Raw genomic sequence first — 19,014 nt, forward strand, 5'->3', positions numbered from 1 at the left:
CTTTCAGGTAGAAGCCTTGCAGGTCGGCAGGCTGGTCGAGCCCGAAATCCTTGCCTTCCTTGATGTCGTCGAGATCGGCCATGAGGGGTTCCTTTCGCTGGCGCGTTGTCGCCGGCGCCAAAGCACCGGCCTTCTTGAGTACGCGCGCCCTTCAAAAAGGGCGCGCGCGTGTGTTTCGCTTAGAAATCGTAGTCGTCGATGTTTTCAGCGGTGAAGACGGTGCGTTCGGGCAGCAAGATCACGCCGCTGCCTTCGGCTTCATAATCATAGCCTTGCACGGCATTAGGGCTCACTTCGACGGTGCCGATGCCGGGAACGTCGATCGTGTCGCCCACTTGCCACGTCGCCCCATTGGCGAGTTGGTCGGCGATATAGACCGAGAGTTTGCCCTGCGTGACCACGTCCCACAGACCGAACTGCGCAACCGTGCCCGATTTCACATATTGGCGCATCGTGTTCGGCGTCGAGAAGCCGGTGACGATGATTTTGCCCGCAAGACCAAGGTTTTCAGCCGCTTGCGCCGAGCCTGGAAGGGCGTTCGCATCGGGGCAGATGATCGCGTCAAGATCAGGATAGGTCTGATAAAGCGCGGTCGGCACCTGCACGGCTTTTTGCGCATCTTGGTTCGAGAACTCGGTCGCGACGATTTCCCAGCTCGGATATTCTTTCGCGATCAGCGCCTTGGCTTCTTCGGCCCATTGGTTTTGGTCGGTCACGGTCGGCGAGGAATAGTGGAAAGCCACTTTCTTCGGCGCGGTCGGATCATCCATTTGATCGGCCGTCATCTGCACCAAGAGTGCCCCCAATTGCGCGGGCGTGCCTTGGTCAATGTAATAGCTGCGGCATTCCGGGTTCACGTCGCTGTCCCAGGTCAGAACCTTGACGCCCTTGTCCATCGCGCGTTTGAGCGATTCACACAGGCCTTCGGGCGAGAGCGAGGAAATCGCGATCGCGTTGTAGCCTTGGTTGACGAAGTTGTTGATAAACTCGACCTGACCCGAGACAGAGGCTTCGCTCGGCCCGTCGTATTTCACGTCGATCCCAAGCTGTTCGCCCATCGCAAGCGCACCTTTACCACCGCTTTCGAAGAAGCCGACACCGGTCAGTTTCGGAATGAAAGCGACGCGTGCACCGTCAGCGCTGGCCGCGAAAGTGGTGAGCGCCGTGGTGAGCGATGCAATCGCAAGCCCCGTCACGATACGTCCGAAAGTCATGGTAGTTCCTCCACTTAGTTCTTCCCACCGAGGCGCCGCGCGCCCCGGCCTCTTTAGCCACGCCCACCACGGGCGTTAGCCATTCGCGACCGCCGCGCGCTCGGTCTCATAGGCCAAGCGGTTGGCGCGACGGGTGCCCAGCACACCCATGCCGATCTTCAGCGCGACCGATCCGATCAGAAGCGCGCCGACGATCACCGGCACCACATCGGAGCTGATGCCGAGTGCCAGCAAACCTTGCCGCAGGAAGCCCAGCACCAGCCCCGCAAGGAAGGTGCCCAGCACCGAGCCCTGCCCGCCGTAGATTGACGAGCCGCCCAGAACCACGGCGGTGATGATGTTCAAAAGTGCCTCGGCCCCAAGGTCAGAGCGCGCCGAGGTGAAGTAAGCCGTCAGCACTAGCCCCGCGACAGCCGCCGCAAAGCCATTGAGCGCATAGACGGTGACAAGCGTGCGCGTGACCGGAACGCCGGTGAAGCGCGCCACATCAGCACTAACCCCAATCAGCTTCAAAAACCGGCCAAAGCGGGTGCGGTGCATGAGATAAGTCGCCCCGGCCGCGATCACCACGGTGATGATCAGCGGCACCGGCACCCAGCCCAAAGCCCCTGTGCCAATCCAAGTGAAGCTTTTCGGCAGGCCCGAGATACCCTCATATTGGTAAGCCTCAAAGCCCCCGGCCCCGGCAACCGCAAAGCCCATCATATCGAGCAGCGTGGGCAGGCCAGAGGCGACACCCGCGTAGAAGAAGAGCATCGCGAGCGTGATGACGAGCGGGTTCACGTCGGTCTTCGCGATCACCGTGCCGTTGAAAGCCCCAGCCCCCACACCAACGGCAAGCGCCAGCACCGCGCAAGCGCCGATCGGCACGCCCGCCACGAAGGACAGCCCCAGCACGATCGAGGCAAGCCCCATGATCGACACGCCCGAAATATCCATCCCTCCGGTCATGATGACCAGCGTCAACCCCACGGCCGCGATGATCACATGGACAAAGTCCGAGGTGGAAAAGAGCAGGTTTTCGATATTGAGGAAGGCCGGGTTGATCAGACCAAGCACGATCAGTTCCACCACCAGCACAGCCGCCAGCATGAATTCCCAGCTTTTAAAGACAGAAGCTTTCACGATGCCATCTCCCGCGTTTCGGTGGTGTTGGTGGAGCGGTCTTGGTCGGCCTCTGCGCGGCGCATTTCGGCAGCGCGGGCAGCCAGTTGGCGGTTATGCACGGTGCGGCGGATCAGGTAGTCAAAGACCACGATGCCCAGAAGCACGGCACCTGCGACGGCATTGTTCCAGCTTCCCGGCACATGCAGGAAGATCATCATGCTATCGACCGCCGTGAGGAACAGAGAGCCAATGACGGCGGACCAAATGGACCCCGTGCCGCCCATCAGGCTGACCCCGCCCAAAACCACCGCCGCGATGGCTTTCAGCTCTTGGCCGTTGCCGGTCTGCATTGGCACAAAGCCAATTTGGCCGACAAAGACGATGGCCGCAGCCCCCGCGAAAAGGCCCGAAAGCGTGAAGGCGGCAAAGCGCGTGGCCTTCACATTGATGCCCAGCAGGTAAGCGCCATCGGCATTATCGCCCACGGCATAGAAGTTGCGCGCGGCGCGGATACGCCACAACAGCACGGCCACCACGATCACCAGCACCGCCACGGCCCAAACCATCAGCGGAATGCTCATGTAACGGGTCACGGCGAAGCTTTTGATGTTTTGCGGGATCGATTCAATCCAGCTGCCACCCGTCAGCACCCGCATGAAGCCGCGATAGGCCCCTAAGGTCCCAAGCGTCATGATGATCGGCGGAATGCCAATGAAGACCACGCCCACAGCGTTCACCGCGCCCGCCAAGGCCCCGGTGATAAGTGCGCAGATCATCGCCAGCGGCAAAGGCATCCCGGCATTCAGCGCAAAGCCAAAGATCACGGCAGACAGGCCCGCAATCGCACCGACCGAGACGTCAATGCCCCGTGTTTGCACCACAAACATCTGCCCCACAGCGATCAGCATCAGGAACAAAGACGAGTTCACGATATTGATCAGCGTGAACGGATAGAGCACCGCTTTGTTTTGCGTGGCGACGGCTAAGATCATCGCCACCAGCAAAAACAGAACCAGAAGCTCACGGCTTTTGAGAATTTTCATCATGCCCCTGCGCCTCCGGTCGCATCGAAGGTGGCAGCCGAGATTTGCTCGACCCCCGTGACACCGGCGGCCAATTCGACCAGTCGCCCGCGTTTCATAATCAGCACCCGGTCGCTCACCTCCGAGATTTCCCCCACTTCCGAGGAAATCACGACCACCCCCACGCCATCGGCGGTGAGGTCACGAATGATGCGGTAAACGTCTTGGCGCGCGCGCGCGTCGATCCCGCGGGTGGGTTCGTCCAAAATCACCACGCGCGGTTCTGGCGCGAGAGTTTTGGCCAGCACGATCTTTTGCTGGTTGCCGCCCGAAAGCGTTTTGGCCGATTGCATCGGTGACGAGAGCTTGATGCGCAGCTTGTCGATAAAACGGGTCGCAAGGTTGCGTTCTTCCGCACTCGACATGAAGCGGCCTTCGGGCATCGACATCACGCCAGAAGAAATGGTCTGCGCCGAAGGCAGTGCCAAAAAGATGCCATGCGCGTGCCGATCCTCTGGCACGTAAGACAGACCCATCTCTTGGCAGATCTGCGGCGAGCGTTCGGGGGCGGGCTTGCCCGCAATCACCACCTCGCCCGTGGCTTCGGTATCAATGCCAAAGATCGCCTCGGCAAATTCGGTGCGGCCAGAGCCGACCACGCCCGAAATCCCCACAACCTCACCGGGATAGACGTCAAAGTTGACATCGCGGAAGGCTTGGCCCGACAGATGCCGCACTTGCAGCACCGGATGCGCGCCTTCGATGCGGTAGCATTTGCGGGCATCGGCATCATGGGGCGTGAAATCTTCGGGCAGCATCGCCTCGACCAATTGCTCGGCGGTCAGCTCTGAGGCCGGACGCGAAAGCACAAAATGCCCATCACGCAGAACGCTGACGCGATCCGAGAAATCGAGCACTTCATTCAGGCGGTGCGAGATGAACAGGATGCCGATCCCCTGCGCGGTCAGATGTTTGATCTGCGCCGCAAGGCTCGCCACTTCGCGCCGCGTGAGCGACGAGGTGGGTTCATCCAAAATCAGCACATGGGCGTTGCGCAAAAGCCCCCGCACGATCTCGACCAATTGCTGGTTGGCAATTGAAAGCTCGCCACCGGGGGCGGAGAAATCCGCCTCGAGCCCGATTTCCTGCGCGGCTTTTTCGGCCCGGCGCGCGTTCTCCGCCCGGTCGCCCGCCAGCCCCATGGTCAGGTTTTCCAAAACCGTAAGATTGGGGAAGATATGCGGCTCTTGCGGCACCATATAGATGCCTTTTTCATGCGCATCGGAGGGCTTTTTCAGCGCCACCGGCGTGCCATTCACCTCAACCGTCCCAGCGGTCGGCGTGTAAGCGCCCGAGATGATTTTGACGATGGTGGATTTGCCCGAGCCATTGCCGCCCAAAAGCGCATGCACCTGACCGGGGGCGATTTCAAAGTCGATCCCGCGCAAAACGGTGACGCTTTCAAACACCTTCCAGATGCCACGCAGCGCCACAAGTGGGGGAGTTGTGTCAGTCATTGGCTTGCTCCGCTGCCGCTTGTCCGGCTTGGCGCACCGCTTCAAGCTGCGCCAGCATGGCCGAAGGATCGGCAGCTTTGAAAATCGCAGAACCCGAAACCACCAGATCAGCCCCGGTGGCACAGGCGTCTTTGATGCTGTCGGCGGTGATGCCGCCATCAATCGCCATTACGGGGGCGAAATCGGCGCAAAGCGCGCGCAATTGCGCCAACCGCTCGGCCGCGGCGGGCACATCCGCCGGCGCACCATCGCGCGGATCAATCGCCAGCACCAAGATCACATCAGGCTTTTGCGCCAAAAGCGGTGCCAAGCTTTCGAGCGAAGTGCCGGGCATCACGCCCAGCCCCGCAAGGATCGGCCTTTCCAAACAGGCGCTTGCCGCCCGGATTGCAGCCAGTGCCCCGGCCGCATTCAGCGCTTCGGCATGAACGGTGATCAAATCGGCGCCCGCTGCGGCAAAAGCATCAATCTGGTTTTCCGGTTCCGCCACCATCAGATGGACATCCAAGAACCCTTGCCCCCGCAGCGCAGAGACAAAGCCCGGCCCGCCGGTGAATTGCGGCACCCAGACCCCATCCATAATGTCGAAATGCAGCACTTCGGCAGCTTGAAGCGCCTCAAGCGCCGCGCCGATCGCCATGGCAGGCGCAGCAAAGATCCCGACCCCGATGCCTTTGGCACGGGCCTGTAGCGCAGCGCGCTCAACGCTATCCATGGGACTTACTCCCCGGCCAGCGCCGCAGCGTGATCGGGCATGACCATGCGGAAGAATTGTTTTTCGCGTCCACCGATTTGAATCTCGGCAAGGCCCTTCACCACTTCGGCGTAATGGGCGGTTTTGCGGTGCTCATCGACCGCAGCTTCATTCACGAAGCCCTCATAGATGACGAAGTGATGATCGTCCTCGGGGTCTTGCAGCACGTCGAACCGATAGTTGCCGGGTTCGGCGCGGGTGCCTTCAAAATTGACACGAAACACTTCGAGAAACCGCTCTACACAGCCCGGTTTCACCCGAATGTGGACAAGTTGAACGAACATCGCACTCCTCCTTATGCGAGTCCCTCCTCCTAATTTCCGGCTCCCCGGAAGATCGGCGGCAGGCCTGCGGCCCGGGACTCGTTTGCCGATCATTTGTTCCATGGAAAACCTTTTGAACAAACCTGTCAAGCAGCGAAAAGCGCTAACATTTCTTTCTGCACCTGCAAAATAAGGGAAATTATTGCGCATTCACACATCGGGCCATGCTTGGCGGTTGACAGAATGACGATCAAATGATCCCTTGTGCGCCAGGAGGAGGCAGCCATGAGCCAGGTCTCTACGCCACAAGACAACGGCTTTTTGCTCGATGCCGAGGAGGTCGAGCAGATCAGTCGCGCCGCTTGGTACTATTATAATGATGGGCTGACCCAAAATCAGATCGCCGATCTGGTGGGGGTTTCGCGTATCAAGGTCTCGCGCCTTTTGGAAAAGGGGCGACAGGCCGGGTTGATCGAATTGCGCATCAACTCCCCGCATGAGGGCAGCCTTGGCCTGCAAGAGGAACTTGTCAGCGCTTTTGGGCTAACGCAGGCGCGTGTTGTGCCGCAAGCAGAGGGCTTGGCGGCGGGCCCGCGCATCGGTCGCGCGGCGGCAAGCCTGCTCACGCAAGGGCTTTGCCCCAATGATCTGCTGGCAATTGGCTGGGGCGAAGCGGTTTCGACCACCTTGCGCTATATGGCGCCGGTCTTTCCGCAAAATAACATCTCGCTTGTCAGCCTGACGGGCGGCGTCTCGGCCTATATCGGCAATACCGGGCTTTACGGCCCGCAGGGCTTTGCGCATCTGATCCCCACGCCGCTGCGCGTTTCCTCGACCGAATTGGCCGAGATGCTGCGGCTTGAACCCTATGTGCGCAATGTTCTTGATATGGCGCTGACCGCCAAAACCGCGCTGATCGGCGTGGGGTCGGTGGCGCGTTCGGCGACCTTGGTGCGCTATGGCTACTGCACCGGTGCCGAGATCGAACTTTTCACTCGGCGCGGCGCGGTGGGCGATGTGCTGGGCTATTTCTACGACCGTGACGGGCAGATTCTCGACCTTGATGTGCACCGCCATGTTGTGGCCGTCACGCCCGATGACCTGCGCCAGATCCCTTCGGTGATCGGCGCGGCGGCGGGGCCGGAGAAAGTGGAAGCTATCCTTGGTCTGTTGCGCGGAAGGCTCGCCAATATTCTGGTGACCGACGAACCAACAGCAAGGGAATTGTTGCGGAGGAAATGATGTCCACTCACCTGCTAGTTCTGGATGCCGGCACCGGCTCCGGGCGCGCTGTGATTTTTGATCGTGAAGGGCGCCAAGTTGGCGTGGCACAGGAAGAGTGGCGGCATTTGCCCGAAGAGGGTGTTCCCGGCTCGATGGCCTTTGATATCGAGGGCGGCTGGGCTTTGCTGCGCCGCTGCATCAAAGGCGCGCTGGAAAGCTGCGGGCTGAAAGGCAGCGATATTGCCGCGATCAGTTCCACCTCGATGCGCGAAGCGATTGTGCTTTATGATGGCAAGGGTCAAGAAATTTGGGCCTGCGCCAACGTGGACAGCCGCGCCAGCGCCGAAGTGGCGGAATTGCGTGCGCGGTCAGACACTTTTGAGCGCGAGTTTTATGATGTCTCGGGCGAGGCTTTTGCTTTGGGCGCCCTGCCCCGGCTCAATTGGGTGCGCAAACACGCGCCCGAAATCTTTGCGCAGGTTCGCGCGATTTCCATGGTCAATGACTGGATCGCGAAACGGCTGACGGATGAGATCACGGTGGAACCGACGAATGGCTCCACCAACGGGCTGTTGGACCTCGCCACCCGGCAATGGTCCGATGAGCTTATCGCCAAGGCAGGGCTGGATCGCGCGATCTTCCCGCGCATCGTCGAACCCGGCACCATTGTGGGCCATGTCACGGGCGCGGCTGCCACCGATACAGGGCTGGCCGAGGGCACCCCGGTGGTTGCGGGCGGTGGCGATGTGCAGCTTGGCTCCATCGGGCTTGGCGTGGTGGAGCTTGGCTCTGCCGCCGTTTTGGGCGGCACCTTCTGGCAGCAGGTGGTGAACATCCCCAAAGGTAAGGTCGATGACACGATGCGCCTTCGGGTCAATGCCGCGGCGCTCCCCGATATGAACCAAGCCGAGGCGATCAGCTTTTTTGTCGGTCTTACCGCGCGCTGGTTCCGCGACGCCTTTTGCCAAGAAGAAATGCGGATCGCCGCTGAAACGGGCCGCGATGCCTATGCGCTGATGGAAGAATTGGCGATGCAGGTGCCGCCCGGCGCCAATGGCATCATCCCGGTCTTCTCGGATGCGATGGATTTCGGCAATTGGTACCACGCCGCGCCTTCGCTTTTGAACCTGTCGATTGACCCCGCCGTCGCCAATAAAGGCTCGATCTTCCGGGCGATTCAGGAAAATGCGGCCATTGTCGCTGCGGTGAACCTTGCGCGGGTGGAGGCGTTTGCGGGCGTGGGCGGCACTGGGCCATTGATTTTGGCGGGCGGCGCGGCGAAAGGCGTGCTGTGGCCGCAAATTCTGGCCGATGTGACCGGGCGCGAGATCCACATTCCGCAAGTGCGCGAAGCCACCGCTTTGGGGGGGGCCGCCGCTGCGGCAACGGGTGTGGGCCAGTTTTCCAACATCGCCGAAGCGGGCCGCGCCTTTGTGCGCTGGGATCGCACGCTAACCCCCAATGCCGCGAACCGCGCGCTTTATGACGAGGCGCGCGAACGCTGGCAGCAGGCCTATGCCGCACAAAAAGCGCTGGTGGATGCAGGGCTCACCACCTCGATGTGGCGCGCGCCGGGCAGTTGATTCCAGCCAGCGCCTCCGAAAACAAGACGGCCCTGCCCCAGATCGGGACGGGGCCCTTCTTCTTGCAGCCCTTCGCGCTAGAAGCTTGCGTCAAAACGCAAATTTTTCGGAGATTGTTCGGCCCAGAGGGCCCTTTCAGCCGCCTTTCACGGGTTGCGGTTTTGCCGCAGATAGCGGTAGCATCCGCCATCTAAAAAACAGCAGGAAGGATCTGCCAATGAAACATACCAAGCTCTTTGCTGGCCTTGTGCTGGCCGCTGGCCTCGCCGCCCCGGTCGCGCAAGCCCAAGACATGTCCTTCTTCCGCATCGGCACCGGCGGCACCGCGGGCACCTACTACCCGATCGGCGGCCTGCTGGCGAATGCGATCTCCAACCCGCCCGGCTCGCGCCCTTGCGATGAAGGCGGCTCGTGCGGCGTGCCCGGCCTGATCGCCTCGGCGCTTTCGGCCAACGGCTCGGTTGCCAACATCAACGCCATTGCGGGCGGCTCGCTCGAATCCGGCTTCTCGCAATCCGACGTCGCCACCTGGGCCTATACCGGCACCGGCATCTGGGAAGGCAAACCGGCGGTCGACAAACTGCGCGCCATTGCCAACCTCTACCCCGAGAGCATCCACCTTGTGGCAAGCGCCGATTCCGGCATTTCGAGCGTGGCGGACCTTGCGGGCAAGCGCGTGTCGCTGGATGAACCCGGCTCGGGCACGCTGGTGGACGCGAAAATCATCCTCGCGGGTTATGGCCTGAGCGAAGATGAGATCGAAGAAGAATTCCTCAAGCCCGACCAAGCCGCCGACCGGATGCGCGATGGCGCGATGGATGCGTTCTTCTTTGTGGGCGGCTACCCGGCTGGCGCGATTGCCGAGCTTGCCAGCCAACACGACGTGAAACTGGTGCCGATTTCGTGCGACGAGGCCCCCTCGATCTGCGCAGACTACAAATTCTTCGCCCCCGACACCGTTCCGGGCGGCACCTATGAAGGCAACCCCGATGACGTCGCGACCCTGTCGGTGGGCGCGCAATGGGTGACCAGCGCCGATCAACCCGAAGAGCTGATCTATGAGATCACCAAAGCCCTTTGGAATGCCAACACCCGCAAACAACTGGATGCGGGCCATGCCAAAGGCAAAATGATCACCGCCGAAACCGCGCTTGACGGCATCGGCATCCCGCTGCATCCGGGCGCAGAAAAATTCTACAAGGAAGCGGGCCTGCTGCAATAAGCTGCCCCAAACCTTGACCCTATGACCTTCAGGGGGGCGCGAAGACCATCGCGCCCCCCTCGCCCAATGCGAAGGAGCGCGCCCATGGCCGAAAACCGCAACAGCGAAAGCGAAGAGATCCGTCATCTGAGCGCCGAGGAACTGAAGGCGATCGAGGAAAAATTCGACCCTGAATTGCGGTTTCGCGTTCTAGCGCGCCCCTTGATGGTGGCCTCTGCCGCCATTTTGTTTTTGCTATCGTGCTATCACTACTACACGGCGGGTTTTGGCATTCCGCAGGCGACGGTGCACCGGGGCTTCCACCTTGGCGTCACCATCTTGTTGGTTTTCCTCAGTTTTGCCGCGTTTGGCCGCAAACACCTGCGGCCCAGCGTGTTCGCTCCTTGGGGGCTACCGTTAAGCGATTGGCTCTTGGGCCTCGCGGGGTTGGTGGCCGCACTTTACGTGCCGTGGATCTATAGCGATCTGGCCTTCCGGGTGGGCAACCCGCTGCCGATCGACATCATCATGGGCACGGTGCTGATCGGCGTGTTGCTGGAGGCCGTACGCCGCTCAATGGGCTGGCCGCTGCCGGTGATTGCGATTCTCTTTATCGCTTACGCCTATTTCGGCAAATCCATGCCGGGGATTTTGGTGCATCCGGGCGCAAGCTGGTCCAACATCGTCAACCACCTTTATCTGACCTCGCAGGGGATTTACGGCACCGCGCTGGGGGTGATTGCGACCTATGTCTTCCACTTCGTGCTGTTTGGCGTGATGGCCACGCGCATCGGGCTGGGGCAACTTTTCATCGACATCGCCTCGGCGCTTGCGGGGCGCTACGCCGGGGGACCGGCCAAAGTGTCGGTGCTCTCTTCGGCGCTTTTGGGCTCGATCTCGGGCTCCTCGATTGCCAATACCGTGACCACCGGCGCGCTGACCATTCCGGCGATGATCCGCATCGGCTACCCGCGCCATTTCGCAGCCGCTGTTGAAGCGGCGGCCTCCACCGGCGGGCAAATCACCCCCCCGGTGATGGGCGCGGTGGCGTTTTTGATGATCGAATATCTGGGCGTGCCGCTCACCACGATTTTGACCGCCGCCCTTGTGCCCGCCTTCATGCACTTCTTTGGGGTGCTGGTGCAGGTGCACCTTGAAGCGCGCCGTCTGGGCCTGCGCGGTCTGTCGGCGGCAGAACTGCCCAATGCGTGGAAAGTGCTGAAAAAGGGCTGGCTCTCGGTGCTGCCGCTCGCGGTTCTGGTCGCGGTGCTGCTCTCGGGCCGCACGCCCTTTGCCGCCGCTTTCTGGTCGATCTCGTCGTCGATCATCGTGCTGGCGATCCAGCAAGTGATGAAATCGGGCCTGCTTGAGGGCCTGCGCGGCACGCTTGATGGTGTGATTGAGGGCTTCATCCTGGGCGCCAAACAATCGCTTTCGGTCACCGCCGCCGCCGCGCTTGTGGGCGTGGTGATTGGCGTTGTGACACTCACTGGCGTGGGCTTCAAAATCGCCTATATGGTCACCTCGATTGCGCAGGGCTGGGCGGTATCGCTGCACGACACGCTGGCCTTCCTGCCCTTTGAAGTGATGACGGTGGCGGGGCTGACGCTGCTTTTCACGCTGATCCTCACCGCCATTGTCTGCATCTTGATGGGCTGCGGCATCCCGACGACCGCGAACTACATCATCATGGTGGCCGTGGCCGCGCCGATCTTGGGCATGCTGGGCGTGCAGCAGATGGTGGCGCATTACTTCGTCTTCTACTACGGGGTTTTGGCCGATGTGACACCACCGGTGGCAATGGCAGCCTATGCGGGCGCGGGCATTGCAGGCGCCAATGCGTTTAAGGCGGGCAATACCGCGTTCCGGCTCAGCATGGGCAAGGCGCTGGTGCCCTTTGTCTTTGCCTTCCAACCGGCACTTTTGATCGTGACCGATGGCTTTACATGGCAGGCTTTCGCGCTCGCCTTCTCTGGCGCGGTCTTGGGCATTTGGGTGCTCGCCTCGGCAGTCTCCAACTGGCTTTTCGCGCCGCTTTACTGGTTTGAGCGGATCGTTTTGGTGATTGCCGCCTTCTTGCTGGTCGCCCCCAACCTTGGGGCCACGGCGGTGGGGCTTGCGCTGGTTGCGCCGATCATCGTCCGCCAAAAATGGCCACGCGGGCCGAACGCGGCCACCGCCTAACGAAACGAACCGAGAGAGGGATCACATGCGCATTGGCGTGATTGGAACGGGCAGCATTGCCAGCGCCGTGGTGCGCGCGCTTGCGCCCGAGGGGCATGAGATTACGGTCTCGGAACGTGGGCGGGCCTATTCGGCGGCGCTGGCAGCAGAATTTGCCAATGTCACCGTTGCCGCCAATGCGCAGGTGGTCGAAGCCGCCGATCTGATCTTGATCGGCCTCTTGCCTGAGCATGCCGAGGCCGCCCTTGGCACGCTCACCTTCCGCGAGGGGCAACAGGTGATCTCGCTCATGGCAGATGTGCCGCTCGATCAAGTGGCCACTTTGGTTGCCCCGGCCTCTGTCAAAACCGTGATGCTGCCCTACCCCAGCCTGCCCGCAGGCGGCACGCCGATCATGGTGCTTGGGGAAACGGCGCTGGTGGAAACGCTTTTGGGCGCACGCAACACCGTCTTTGCCCTGCGCGACCGGGCCGAGCTTGGCGCTTACCTTGCTGCGCAAGCGGTGCTTTCGCCCGCCACGCAACTCGTGGCCGAAGCCGCAAACTGGCTCGCGCCCCATTTGCAAGACCCCGCGCGAGGCGAGGCCTTCTTGCGGATGCTGGTCTCTTCAAGCCTTGCCGCAGGCCCGGGGGCGGAGCTGCTTGCGTCGCTCAATACCGAGGGCGGCTATAACCAAGGCCTGCGCCAGCATATGGAACGGGCGGGCATGGTGACGGCCCTGCATGAGGGGCTTGACGCGCTGACCCGCTAGCCACTTCTTCGAAAAGGCCCCCGCTTACGCCGGATAAATCCCCCCGCCAATCGCGGTGGCGGGATCGGCTTCGAAGTCCTGCATAAAGAATGCGTGCCCTTTCAGCATGCTCAGCAAATCCGGGTCAAGCGCGGCGATCTCTTCTTCGCTGCGCACAGACACCACTTGCATGCGCGAAATCAGGCAACTGGGCGGCTCCCATGCCCATTCATCTTCGATCTGGCCCGATTTGATCGCTTGTTCCATCAAAGCGCTTTCCTGCGCCAGATCGGCCTTTTGCACATGGGCGAGCGCCTCTTTCGAGTTCTGCCCAATCGCCACCTGAAACGCGCGAAACTTCTCGCCGCTGCTGGTTTTGCTGCGCAGGCTCTCAATCACCCACCATTTGCGATCTTCAGACAAGACGGGGAGTTCGGTCATCCTAGCCTCCATTGGCGGGGCGTGCATGGGTTGGGATAGTGCCGTGGAGATACCGCCCCAGCCAAACAGGGCAAGGCAGCGCCAGAAGCTTAGCGCAAGGCTCGGAAAAACGTCCCGCGTCGCGAAGACGCAGGCCCAAATGCGCCTAATTCCCGTAACCCGTCATTTCCAAATAGCCCACACCTTCATGGCTGCCCGAGACCGTCACCGGCCCCTCCCAATACGGCACCGAGACCTCCATCCAAGCCTTTGGGTTTAAGGCTTGCACAGTGACGGCAACGCCCTTTTCGGGCAGGGTGATGTTCCATGAAACTGGCAGTTCTCGCCCTGCCACGCGGTGCAGTTTCAGCGCCGTGGCCTGAAACGCGCCATCTTTGAAAGCTGTGGGCGTGCCATCGGGGGCGATCCATGTGGCGGCGGTGAAATCCTGAGCCCCGCGCAACACAAAACCCATCAGCCGCGCACCATCTTTGAAACTGAGCGAGAACCAATCCCACCCGCTTTGATCTGCTGCGAGCGGTTGCGAGGACCATTCCCGGTCCAGCCAGGCCGTGCCAGTGACGGGCACGCGCCCTTCCGGCAAGGTCAATTCCCCCGTCAGCGCATAAAACGGCTGGGAATAATAATAACTCGCCTGCCCCGCGCCGGATTTGACCGAATAGCCCCCCTGCCCATGTTCGACAAGCGGGCCTTGGGCAGTCAGCCTGACATCATAAGCGAAGTCGTGACCCGAAGCCGTGAGCTGCAGATCATCCAGCCCCGGCCCCGCCATTTGCCAATCATCAATCCACGCTTCGAATGGGGCCGCAGTCACCCCCGCTTGCCCAATGCCGCCGCGCGCCAGCCGTTCGGCCACGTAATGCGCGGAGGGCGTGGTAACCGCCGCATGCCCCATCCAAAGCTGTGGGCTCTGCCAGCCTTCGCGTTGATCTTCTGCTGGCTCGGGCGCGAGGGCAGAACGGAAAAGCGTCCATTGCAAGCCGTAGGATGTGCCATCGGGGCCCGTCATATTCGCCGTGAGATACCACCACTCGATACGGTAATCGGGATGCGCGCCATGATCTTGCGGGAAGGTCAAGGCCACTCCGGGCTGCGGGTAGGCAAAGCCATCGGCCTCAGCCCCAAGCCCGGCAAACCCCTGCGCGACGGCGGGGAGAGGCAGGAAAAGCGCGAAAAGCAAAGCCTTAGCGTTCATTGCGAAACACCCCCAAAAGCCGCGCAGGCGCCATCCGCGAAAGCTGCCACGCGGGCCAAAGCGCGGCCAAGCCCGCAGCCCCCAAGGAGAGCAGCGTGAGCCGCGCGTAATCGGCAGGAAAGAGATACATCGGCAAGCGCCAGCCAAAGGCTTCGACATTGACCACCGCCAAAAGCGCCCAAGCCAGCGCCAGCCCCAAGGGCAGCGCCAAAACGCCCGTGAGCGCGGCCAACACCAAAGCGCGGAGCAAATCGAGCCCTGCCAAAGAGCGCCGCGTCAGCCCCAAAGCCCAAACCGGGGCGAGTTGTGGCAAGCGCATCGCGGCCAGCGTGAGCAGGCTCATCAGCATTGCAAACCCCGCGACCGCCAGCGTCAGCACATTGAGGGCCGCGGTAACGGCAAAGGTGCGTTCAAACACCGTGAGCGAGAGCGCCTTCAGCCCCGATTGGTCGATCATCGCATCTGGTGCGATGCCCCGTTCCTCCACCAGATGTCTGCGCACCGATGGCAGCTGATCGGGCGGCACCCGCAGGCCAAAACGGCGCGGCGCAACATCGGGAAAGGCGGCGCGGAAAAGCGGCTCCGAAAGGCTCACCTGCCCGACCGGATTGCCGTAATCGCCGTAAATCCCCAAGACGGGTAGGCGCAGCCCCGGCGCGATGGGGATGGCGTCGCCCAAACCCAGCCCCGCGCGGCGGTAAAGCTGTTCGTTGATCAGCACCCCTTCGCCCTGTGCGAAAGCCCGCCAAACCTGCGGCACAGCGCGCAAAAACTGCCAATTATCCCGGTAGGTTGCATCATCGTGCAGCCCGTGAAGCGTGGCGGGCTGGCCGCTGATTTCGGTCTCCACACTCATCAACGGCAACACCGCCCGCACCGGAGGACCAAGCGCCTCGATCGCGCGCGCGTGTTCGGGCGTCGCGGCGGTCACATAAAGCTCTGCCGCTAGGCGTTGGTCCAGAAAGGCGGTAAAGGTCAGCCGGAACGACGAAACCATGGTAGACACGCCCACATTCGCCGCCATCGCCAACAAAAGCGCCATCAGCGCGAGCGAGAGGCCGGGCAATTGCGCGCGGCTATCGGCCCAAAACCATTGTGCCACCGGGCCTTGCGCACGGGATTGAGCAAGCCGCAGAAACTGCCCCAAAAGCGGCGGCAGCGCCAGCGCGCCGCCCAACAAAAGCGCGCCGAGCATGACAAAGCCCGCGCGCAAGCCATGGCCCCACAGCGCCAAACTGCCCGCAAGCAGCAAAAGCGCCACAGCAAGCGCGGCCAACCACGGGTCACGCCGCGCACGGGCGCGGGCTTGCGGCTGTACGCTCGCCAAAAGCGGCATACGCGCCAGCGAAATCAGCGCACCACCCCCCGCCAAGGCGGTGCCGCCCAAAGCAATCGCGAGCCCCGAAAGCCACCACGCGGGCCGCAAAGACAGGCTGCCCGAGACCTCGGCCCCGTAAAGGCCGCGCAGGCTGGCCGCCACATCGGGCAAAAGCGCCGCCGCCACCGCATAGCCCAAAGCCACGCCCAAAGCGCCCGCCACGATCGCCAGCAGTGCCAGTTCCGCCGCCATCAAGCCAATCAATCGCGTCAGCGGCACACCGAGCGCGCGCAGCGTGCGCACCATGGCCCGGCGCTGCTCAAAAGCGAGCCCAATTGCCCCATGCACGATAAAAAGCCCCACCGCGAAGGACAAAAGCCCAAAGGCGGTGAGGTTGAGGTGAAAACTATCGGTGAGCCGCGCCATATCGGCCTCGGCCTGTGGGGCGACCTCGCTCAGCCCCGGCGCCACCTCGGCAAGCGAGCGACGCGTCAGCGGCTGATCGGATGCGACGAGTAGCCGATCCACTTCGCCCGCACGGTTCAAAAGCCTTTGCGCGAGCCCAATATCGGTCAGCACGGTGTTGGGAGCGATTTCGGGCACCGCGACACGCTGTGCGGTCACGGTATCAGGCAAGGCCGCCAAGGCCTCAGCCCGCCCAAAAACTTGGCCCGCGCCAGACATGAAGGGCAAAGGATCGGGGGCCACGCCATTGGGCATGGGGATAATGCCCGAAGGGGCGCTCAACGGCTCAATCCCGACGATCCGCACCGTCTGTGCGCCGTGCCGCAAGCGCCCCTCGATCACCGGAGAGACCAGCCAGCCCGCGCGGCGCAAGGCGATATAGGTGGATTGCGCAATGCTCCCGCCCTGCGACGGGGCAAGACTTGCAAATTGCCCCTCCCCCAAAGTGGCGGCAGCCGCCGCATAACTCGCCCGCGCCTCGGCATTGATCGCTTGCACGCCGGACCAAAGCGCCGTGCCAAGCGCCAAACCTGCGAGCAGCGTGATCAATTGCAGCGGATTGCGCCGCCAATGCCCCAACAAAGCCGCCCAGATCGCGCGGGTCACCGCACCACCCCAGCCTGCAGATGCAGCCTACGCGGCAGGCGCGCGGCAAGCCGTTCCGAATGGGTGACCAAGACCAACCCTGCCCCGGTTTCGCGCACCAGATCACACAAAAGATCGAACACAGCATCCGCCGTGGCTTCATCCAAATTGCCCGTGGGCTCATCGGCCAGCACCAATCGCGGCGCGGCGGCAAGCGTGCGGGCAATCGCCACGCGCTGCTGCTGCCCGCCCGAAAGCTGTTCTGGATATTTGCGCAACTGCGCCGCCAAGCCCAAACGCTCCGCCAGGCCCGCCGCCCGCGCCGGGTCATGCCGCCCCGCCAAGCGCGCCTGAAAGGCAATATTATCGGCCACATCAAGCGAGGGGATCAGGTTGAACTGCTGAAAGATCACCCCCACCGTGGTGCGCCGCAAAGCCGCGCGCCCGGCATCCGTCAGCCCGGTCAGATCCTGCCCAGCCACCAAAACGCGCCCGGAATCGGCCACATCCAGCCCGCCCGCCAAATGCAAAAGCGTGCTTTTGCCAGAGCCAGACTCGCCCGTAAGTGCCAGCATCTCACCGGGTTGCACTTGCACCGACACGCCTCGCAGCACCGCAGCCTCGGCCCCGGGGTAGCGCTTTACCACATCACAAAGTTCAAGCAGCATGATCCCTCCTGCGCCTTCAAGATATGTCCCCGTGCCACAAGGAAAAGGCCCGCCTTGCGCAGTTTGCACGCTGTTAACCCTGCGTGTGAAAACCCCTGTTTGGTAACCTTTGTGTAACCTGTCGGGCGCATCGTTTTCCTTGGGGGTATAGTAATGAGGAGAGTGGGGAATGGACCGCATATCGGGGCTGATGCCCCAAACCGGATGGTCACCACTGCTAAGCGCAGTGGCACCGAAAAAACCGCCAGCAACCACGGTTGAACCGGCATCGAACGCCGCGAACACCAATTCGCAACTTGGCGCCGATGTCGATACCAGTTCGCAAGCGCAACGCGTGCAAGAGCTTAAAGCACGCAGCCGCGACGTGACGCTGGAAACGGCTGTGCTCGCACAAAGCCGCGCGCAGGCGATGCCTGACCCGGATGCGCCGACCGGCCCGCCGCCGACCTTCGACGTGACACCGCTTGAGGCGAAAGCCGCCGAACTGCGTTCTGTCCCGCGTCAAGGTACTGAGGTGGCCTACACCGCAGAAAGCGAAGACACGCGCGCCCCGGAAGCCGAACCGGAAGCCGCCGCAACGCAAGACGCGGCCCCCAAGGAAGCCGCGCCGGAAGCGCCGCCTGCACCGATGCCGAGCACCGACTGGCAAGCGGGCAGTGACACCGCCGAACCGCATCTTGACGTGACCCGCTAAGCGCGACGCTTGTCGCCGCGCTTAGTGTCGAGGGCGTTTGCGCCCTGCCCGGAGGCTGTCCCTCCGGATTGGTTTGCTGTGGCCGCCGATCGACCGATCGCGCGGCTTGTCGTGATCTTTGTATCTCGCACCCGGTTGGCGCGCCCCACGTCACCGCGCGTGCATTTTGTGCCCATTGCAGCGCTCGGCGCGCGGCAGTGGCTTTTGCCATGTCATGTGCCACGGCAGCGCAGTGCCCCTGCGTCATCCGTTCGCGCTTTCCTCCCCTGCGCGCCTCGCGTATAAGCGGCCAATGAAGACCGCCGCTGGCGCTGACCGCGGCATACCGAGAGACCTCGAGGACCGCATGACCAAACAATCGCATGAAAACGACGTCGCCTTCATCCAGGCGTTGGCGGAACTTCTGAACCAAAACGAACTGACCGAAATCGCGGTGGTGCGGGAATACGGCGAAGATGACAGCCTTGAGGTGCGCGTGGTGAAACAAGCCACCGTTGTCGCCGCCCCGGCGCCTGTCTACGCTGCCCCGGCAGCCGCGCCTGCTGTGGCCGCTGCTCCGGCAGCAGCCTCGGCGGCAGCGGCCGCCCCGGCCAATGATGATCCGGCCAACCACCCGGGCGCCGTGACCTCGCCGATGGTCGGCACCGCCTATCTGGCCCCCGAGCCGGGTGCGGACGCCTTTGTGAAAGTGGGCGATACGGTCAAAGAAGGCCAAACGCTCTTGATCGTCGAAGCGATGAAGACGATGAACCACATCCCGGCGCCGAAATCGGGCACGGTGAAACGCATTCTCGTCGATGATGGCGCGCCCGTCGAATTCGGCGCGCCCCTGATGATCGTCGAGTGAGG

17 protein-coding genes are annotated in these 19,014 nt (G+C 62.4%); 7 read left to right on the forward strand and 10 right to left on the reverse strand.

Features of this window, described 5'->3' with window-relative positions:
- Positions 1–179 precede the first annotated feature (179 nt).
- The 6 genes from lsrB to BW967_RS13015 all read right to left on the reverse strand — a co-directional run bounded on the left by lsrB (position 180) and on the right by BW967_RS13015 (position 5,898).
- Positions 180–1,214, reverse strand: coding sequence for an autoinducer 2 ABC transporter substrate-binding protein LsrB (gene lsrB / locus BW967_RS12990; RefSeq protein WP_076485526.1), 1,035 nt, complete (start codon positions 1,212–1,214; stop codon positions 180–182).
- 75 nt (positions 1,215–1,289) lie between these two features.
- A complete protein-coding gene (locus tag BW967_RS12995; RefSeq protein ID WP_097081856.1) occupies positions 1,290–2,339 on the reverse strand; it encodes an ABC transporter permease subunit in 1,050 nt (349 codons plus the stop codon).
- Complete coding sequence (locus BW967_RS13000; RefSeq protein ID WP_076485527.1) at positions 2,336–3,367, reverse strand: ABC transporter permease subunit; 1,032 nt, start codon at positions 3,365–3,367, stop codon at positions 2,336–2,338. Before BW967_RS13000 ends, BW967_RS12995 begins: the two co-directional genes overlap by 4 nt.
- On the reverse strand, positions 3,364–4,860 hold the full coding sequence (locus tag BW967_RS13005) for a sugar ABC transporter ATP-binding protein (protein ID WP_076485528.1): 1,497 nt from the start codon (positions 4,858–4,860) through the stop codon (positions 3,364–3,366). Before BW967_RS13005 ends, BW967_RS13000 begins: the two co-directional genes overlap by 4 nt.
- Complete coding sequence (locus tag BW967_RS13010; protein ID WP_076485529.1) at positions 4,853–5,575, reverse strand: beta/alpha barrel domain-containing protein; 723 nt, start codon at positions 5,573–5,575, stop codon at positions 4,853–4,855. The genes BW967_RS13005 and BW967_RS13010 overlap by 8 nt, the downstream gene beginning before the upstream one ends.
- Before the next feature lie 5 nt (positions 5,576–5,580).
- Positions 5,581–5,898, reverse strand: a complete 318-nt coding sequence (locus BW967_RS13015) for an antibiotic biosynthesis monooxygenase (RefSeq protein ID WP_076485530.1) — start codon at positions 5,896–5,898, stop codon at positions 5,581–5,583.
- A gap of 264 nt (positions 5,899–6,162) precedes the next feature.
- On the opposite strand from BW967_RS13015, the gene BW967_RS13020 reads away from it, so the two are divergent.
- From BW967_RS13020 to BW967_RS13045, 5 genes are all read left to right on the forward strand, one after another.
- Positions 6,163–7,119: a sugar-binding transcriptional regulator gene (locus tag BW967_RS13020; RefSeq protein WP_076485531.1), complete on the forward strand. Its 957-nt coding sequence runs from the start codon at positions 6,163–6,165 to the stop codon at positions 7,117–7,119.
- A complete protein-coding gene (lsrK, locus tag BW967_RS13025) occupies positions 7,119–8,684 on the forward strand; it encodes an autoinducer-2 kinase (protein ID WP_076485532.1) in 1,566 nt (521 codons plus the stop codon). Before BW967_RS13020 ends, lsrK begins: the two co-directional genes overlap by 1 nt.
- 217 nt (positions 8,685–8,901) lie before the next feature.
- Positions 8,902–9,906 (forward strand): TAXI family TRAP transporter solute-binding subunit, encoded by a 1,005-nt coding sequence (locus BW967_RS13035; RefSeq protein ID WP_076485534.1) that lies wholly within the window; start codon positions 8,902–8,904, stop codon positions 9,904–9,906.
- 84 nt (positions 9,907–9,990) lie between these two features.
- Positions 9,991–12,069: a TRAP transporter permease gene (locus tag BW967_RS13040; RefSeq protein ID WP_076485535.1), complete on the forward strand. Its 2,079-nt coding sequence runs from the start codon at positions 9,991–9,993 to the stop codon at positions 12,067–12,069.
- A 25-nt stretch (positions 12,070–12,094) separates the two neighbouring features.
- Positions 12,095–12,820, forward strand: coding sequence for an NAD(P)-binding domain-containing protein (locus BW967_RS13045; protein ID WP_076485536.1), 726 nt, complete (start codon positions 12,095–12,097; stop codon positions 12,818–12,820).
- 24 nt (positions 12,821–12,844) lie between these two features.
- Here BW967_RS13045 and BW967_RS13050 read toward each other — a convergent pair whose 3' ends face one another.
- The 4 genes from BW967_RS13050 to BW967_RS13065 form a co-directional block, all read right to left on the reverse strand.
- Positions 12,845–13,240: a hypothetical protein gene (locus BW967_RS13050; protein ID WP_076485537.1), complete on the reverse strand. Its 396-nt coding sequence runs from the start codon at positions 13,238–13,240 to the stop codon at positions 12,845–12,847.
- Between the two features lie 145 nt (positions 13,241–13,385).
- Positions 13,386–14,435, reverse strand: a complete 1,050-nt coding sequence (locus tag BW967_RS13055) for a lipocalin-like domain-containing protein (protein WP_076485538.1) — start codon at positions 14,433–14,435, stop codon at positions 13,386–13,388.
- Entirely contained in the window at positions 14,425–16,824 is a 2,400-nt protein-coding gene (locus BW967_RS13060; protein ID WP_076485539.1) for an ABC transporter permease, read from the reverse strand. Before BW967_RS13060 ends, BW967_RS13055 begins: the two co-directional genes overlap by 11 nt.
- Positions 16,821–17,471, reverse strand: a complete 651-nt coding sequence (locus BW967_RS13065) for an ABC transporter ATP-binding protein (protein WP_083952235.1) — start codon at positions 17,469–17,471, stop codon at positions 16,821–16,823. The genes BW967_RS13060 and BW967_RS13065 overlap by 4 nt, the downstream gene beginning before the upstream one ends.
- A 169-nt stretch (positions 17,472–17,640) precedes the next feature.
- Between BW967_RS13065 and BW967_RS13070 the strand changes: the two genes are divergently transcribed.
- Both BW967_RS13070 and accB read left to right on the forward strand, forming a co-directional pair.
- Positions 17,641–18,165, forward strand: coding sequence for a hypothetical protein (locus BW967_RS13070; RefSeq protein ID WP_076485540.1), 525 nt, complete (start codon positions 17,641–17,643; stop codon positions 18,163–18,165).
- A 346-nt stretch (positions 18,166–18,511) separates the two neighbouring features.
- Positions 18,512–19,012: an acetyl-CoA carboxylase biotin carboxyl carrier protein gene (gene accB / locus BW967_RS13075; RefSeq protein WP_076485541.1), complete on the forward strand. Its 501-nt coding sequence runs from the start codon at positions 18,512–18,514 to the stop codon at positions 19,010–19,012.
- The last annotated feature ends 2 nt before the right edge of the window (positions 19,013–19,014 follow it).

The organism is Rhodobacter aestuarii (assembly GCF_900156655.1).
Lineage (GTDB): Bacteria > Pseudomonadota > Alphaproteobacteria > Rhodobacterales > Rhodobacteraceae > Rhodobacter > Rhodobacter aestuarii.

Coding starts and splice junctions, on each gene's coding strand:
- lsrB (WP_076485526.1), bottom strand. CDS start 1,214: ATGACTTTCGGACGTATCGTGACGGGGCTTGCGATTGCATCGCTCACC.
- BW967_RS13035 (WP_076485534.1), top strand. CDS start 8,902: ATGAAACATACCAAGCTCTTTGCTGGCCTTGTGCTGGCCGCTGGCCTC.
- BW967_RS13000 (WP_076485527.1), bottom strand. CDS start 3,367: ATGATGAAAATTCTCAAAAGCCGTGAGCTTCTGGTTCTGTTTTTGCTG.
- BW967_RS13055 (WP_076485538.1), bottom strand. CDS start 14,435: ATGAACGCTAAGGCTTTGCTTTTCGCGCTTTTCCTGCCTCTCCCCGCC.
- BW967_RS13050 (WP_076485537.1), bottom strand. CDS start 13,240: ATGACCGAACTCCCCGTCTTGTCTGAAGATCGCAAATGGTGGGTGATT.
- BW967_RS13005 (WP_076485528.1), bottom strand. CDS start 4,860: ATGACTGACACAACTCCCCCACTTGTGGCGCTGCGTGGCATCTGGAAG.
- BW967_RS13040 (WP_076485535.1), top strand. CDS start 9,991: ATGGCCGAAAACCGCAACAGCGAAAGCGAAGAGATCCGTCATCTGAGC.
- BW967_RS13020 (WP_076485531.1), top strand. CDS start 6,163: ATGAGCCAGGTCTCTACGCCACAAGACAACGGCTTTTTGCTCGATGCC.
- BW967_RS13070 (WP_076485540.1), top strand. CDS start 17,641: ATGGACCGCATATCGGGGCTGATGCCCCAAACCGGATGGTCACCACTG.
- lsrK (WP_076485532.1), top strand. CDS start 7,119: ATGTCCACTCACCTGCTAGTTCTGGATGCCGGCACCGGCTCCGGGCGC.
- BW967_RS13015 (WP_076485530.1), bottom strand. CDS start 5,898: ATGTTCGTTCAACTTGTCCACATTCGGGTGAAACCGGGCTGTGTAGAG.
- BW967_RS13065 (WP_083952235.1), bottom strand. CDS start 17,471: ATGCTGCTTGAACTTTGTGATGTGGTAAAGCGCTACCCCGGGGCCGAG.
- BW967_RS13010 (WP_076485529.1), bottom strand. CDS start 5,575: ATGGATAGCGTTGAGCGCGCTGCGCTACAGGCCCGTGCCAAAGGCATC.
- accB (WP_076485541.1), top strand. CDS start 18,512: ATGACCAAACAATCGCATGAAAACGACGTCGCCTTCATCCAGGCGTTG.
- BW967_RS13045 (WP_076485536.1), top strand. CDS start 12,095: ATGCGCATTGGCGTGATTGGAACGGGCAGCATTGCCAGCGCCGTGGTG.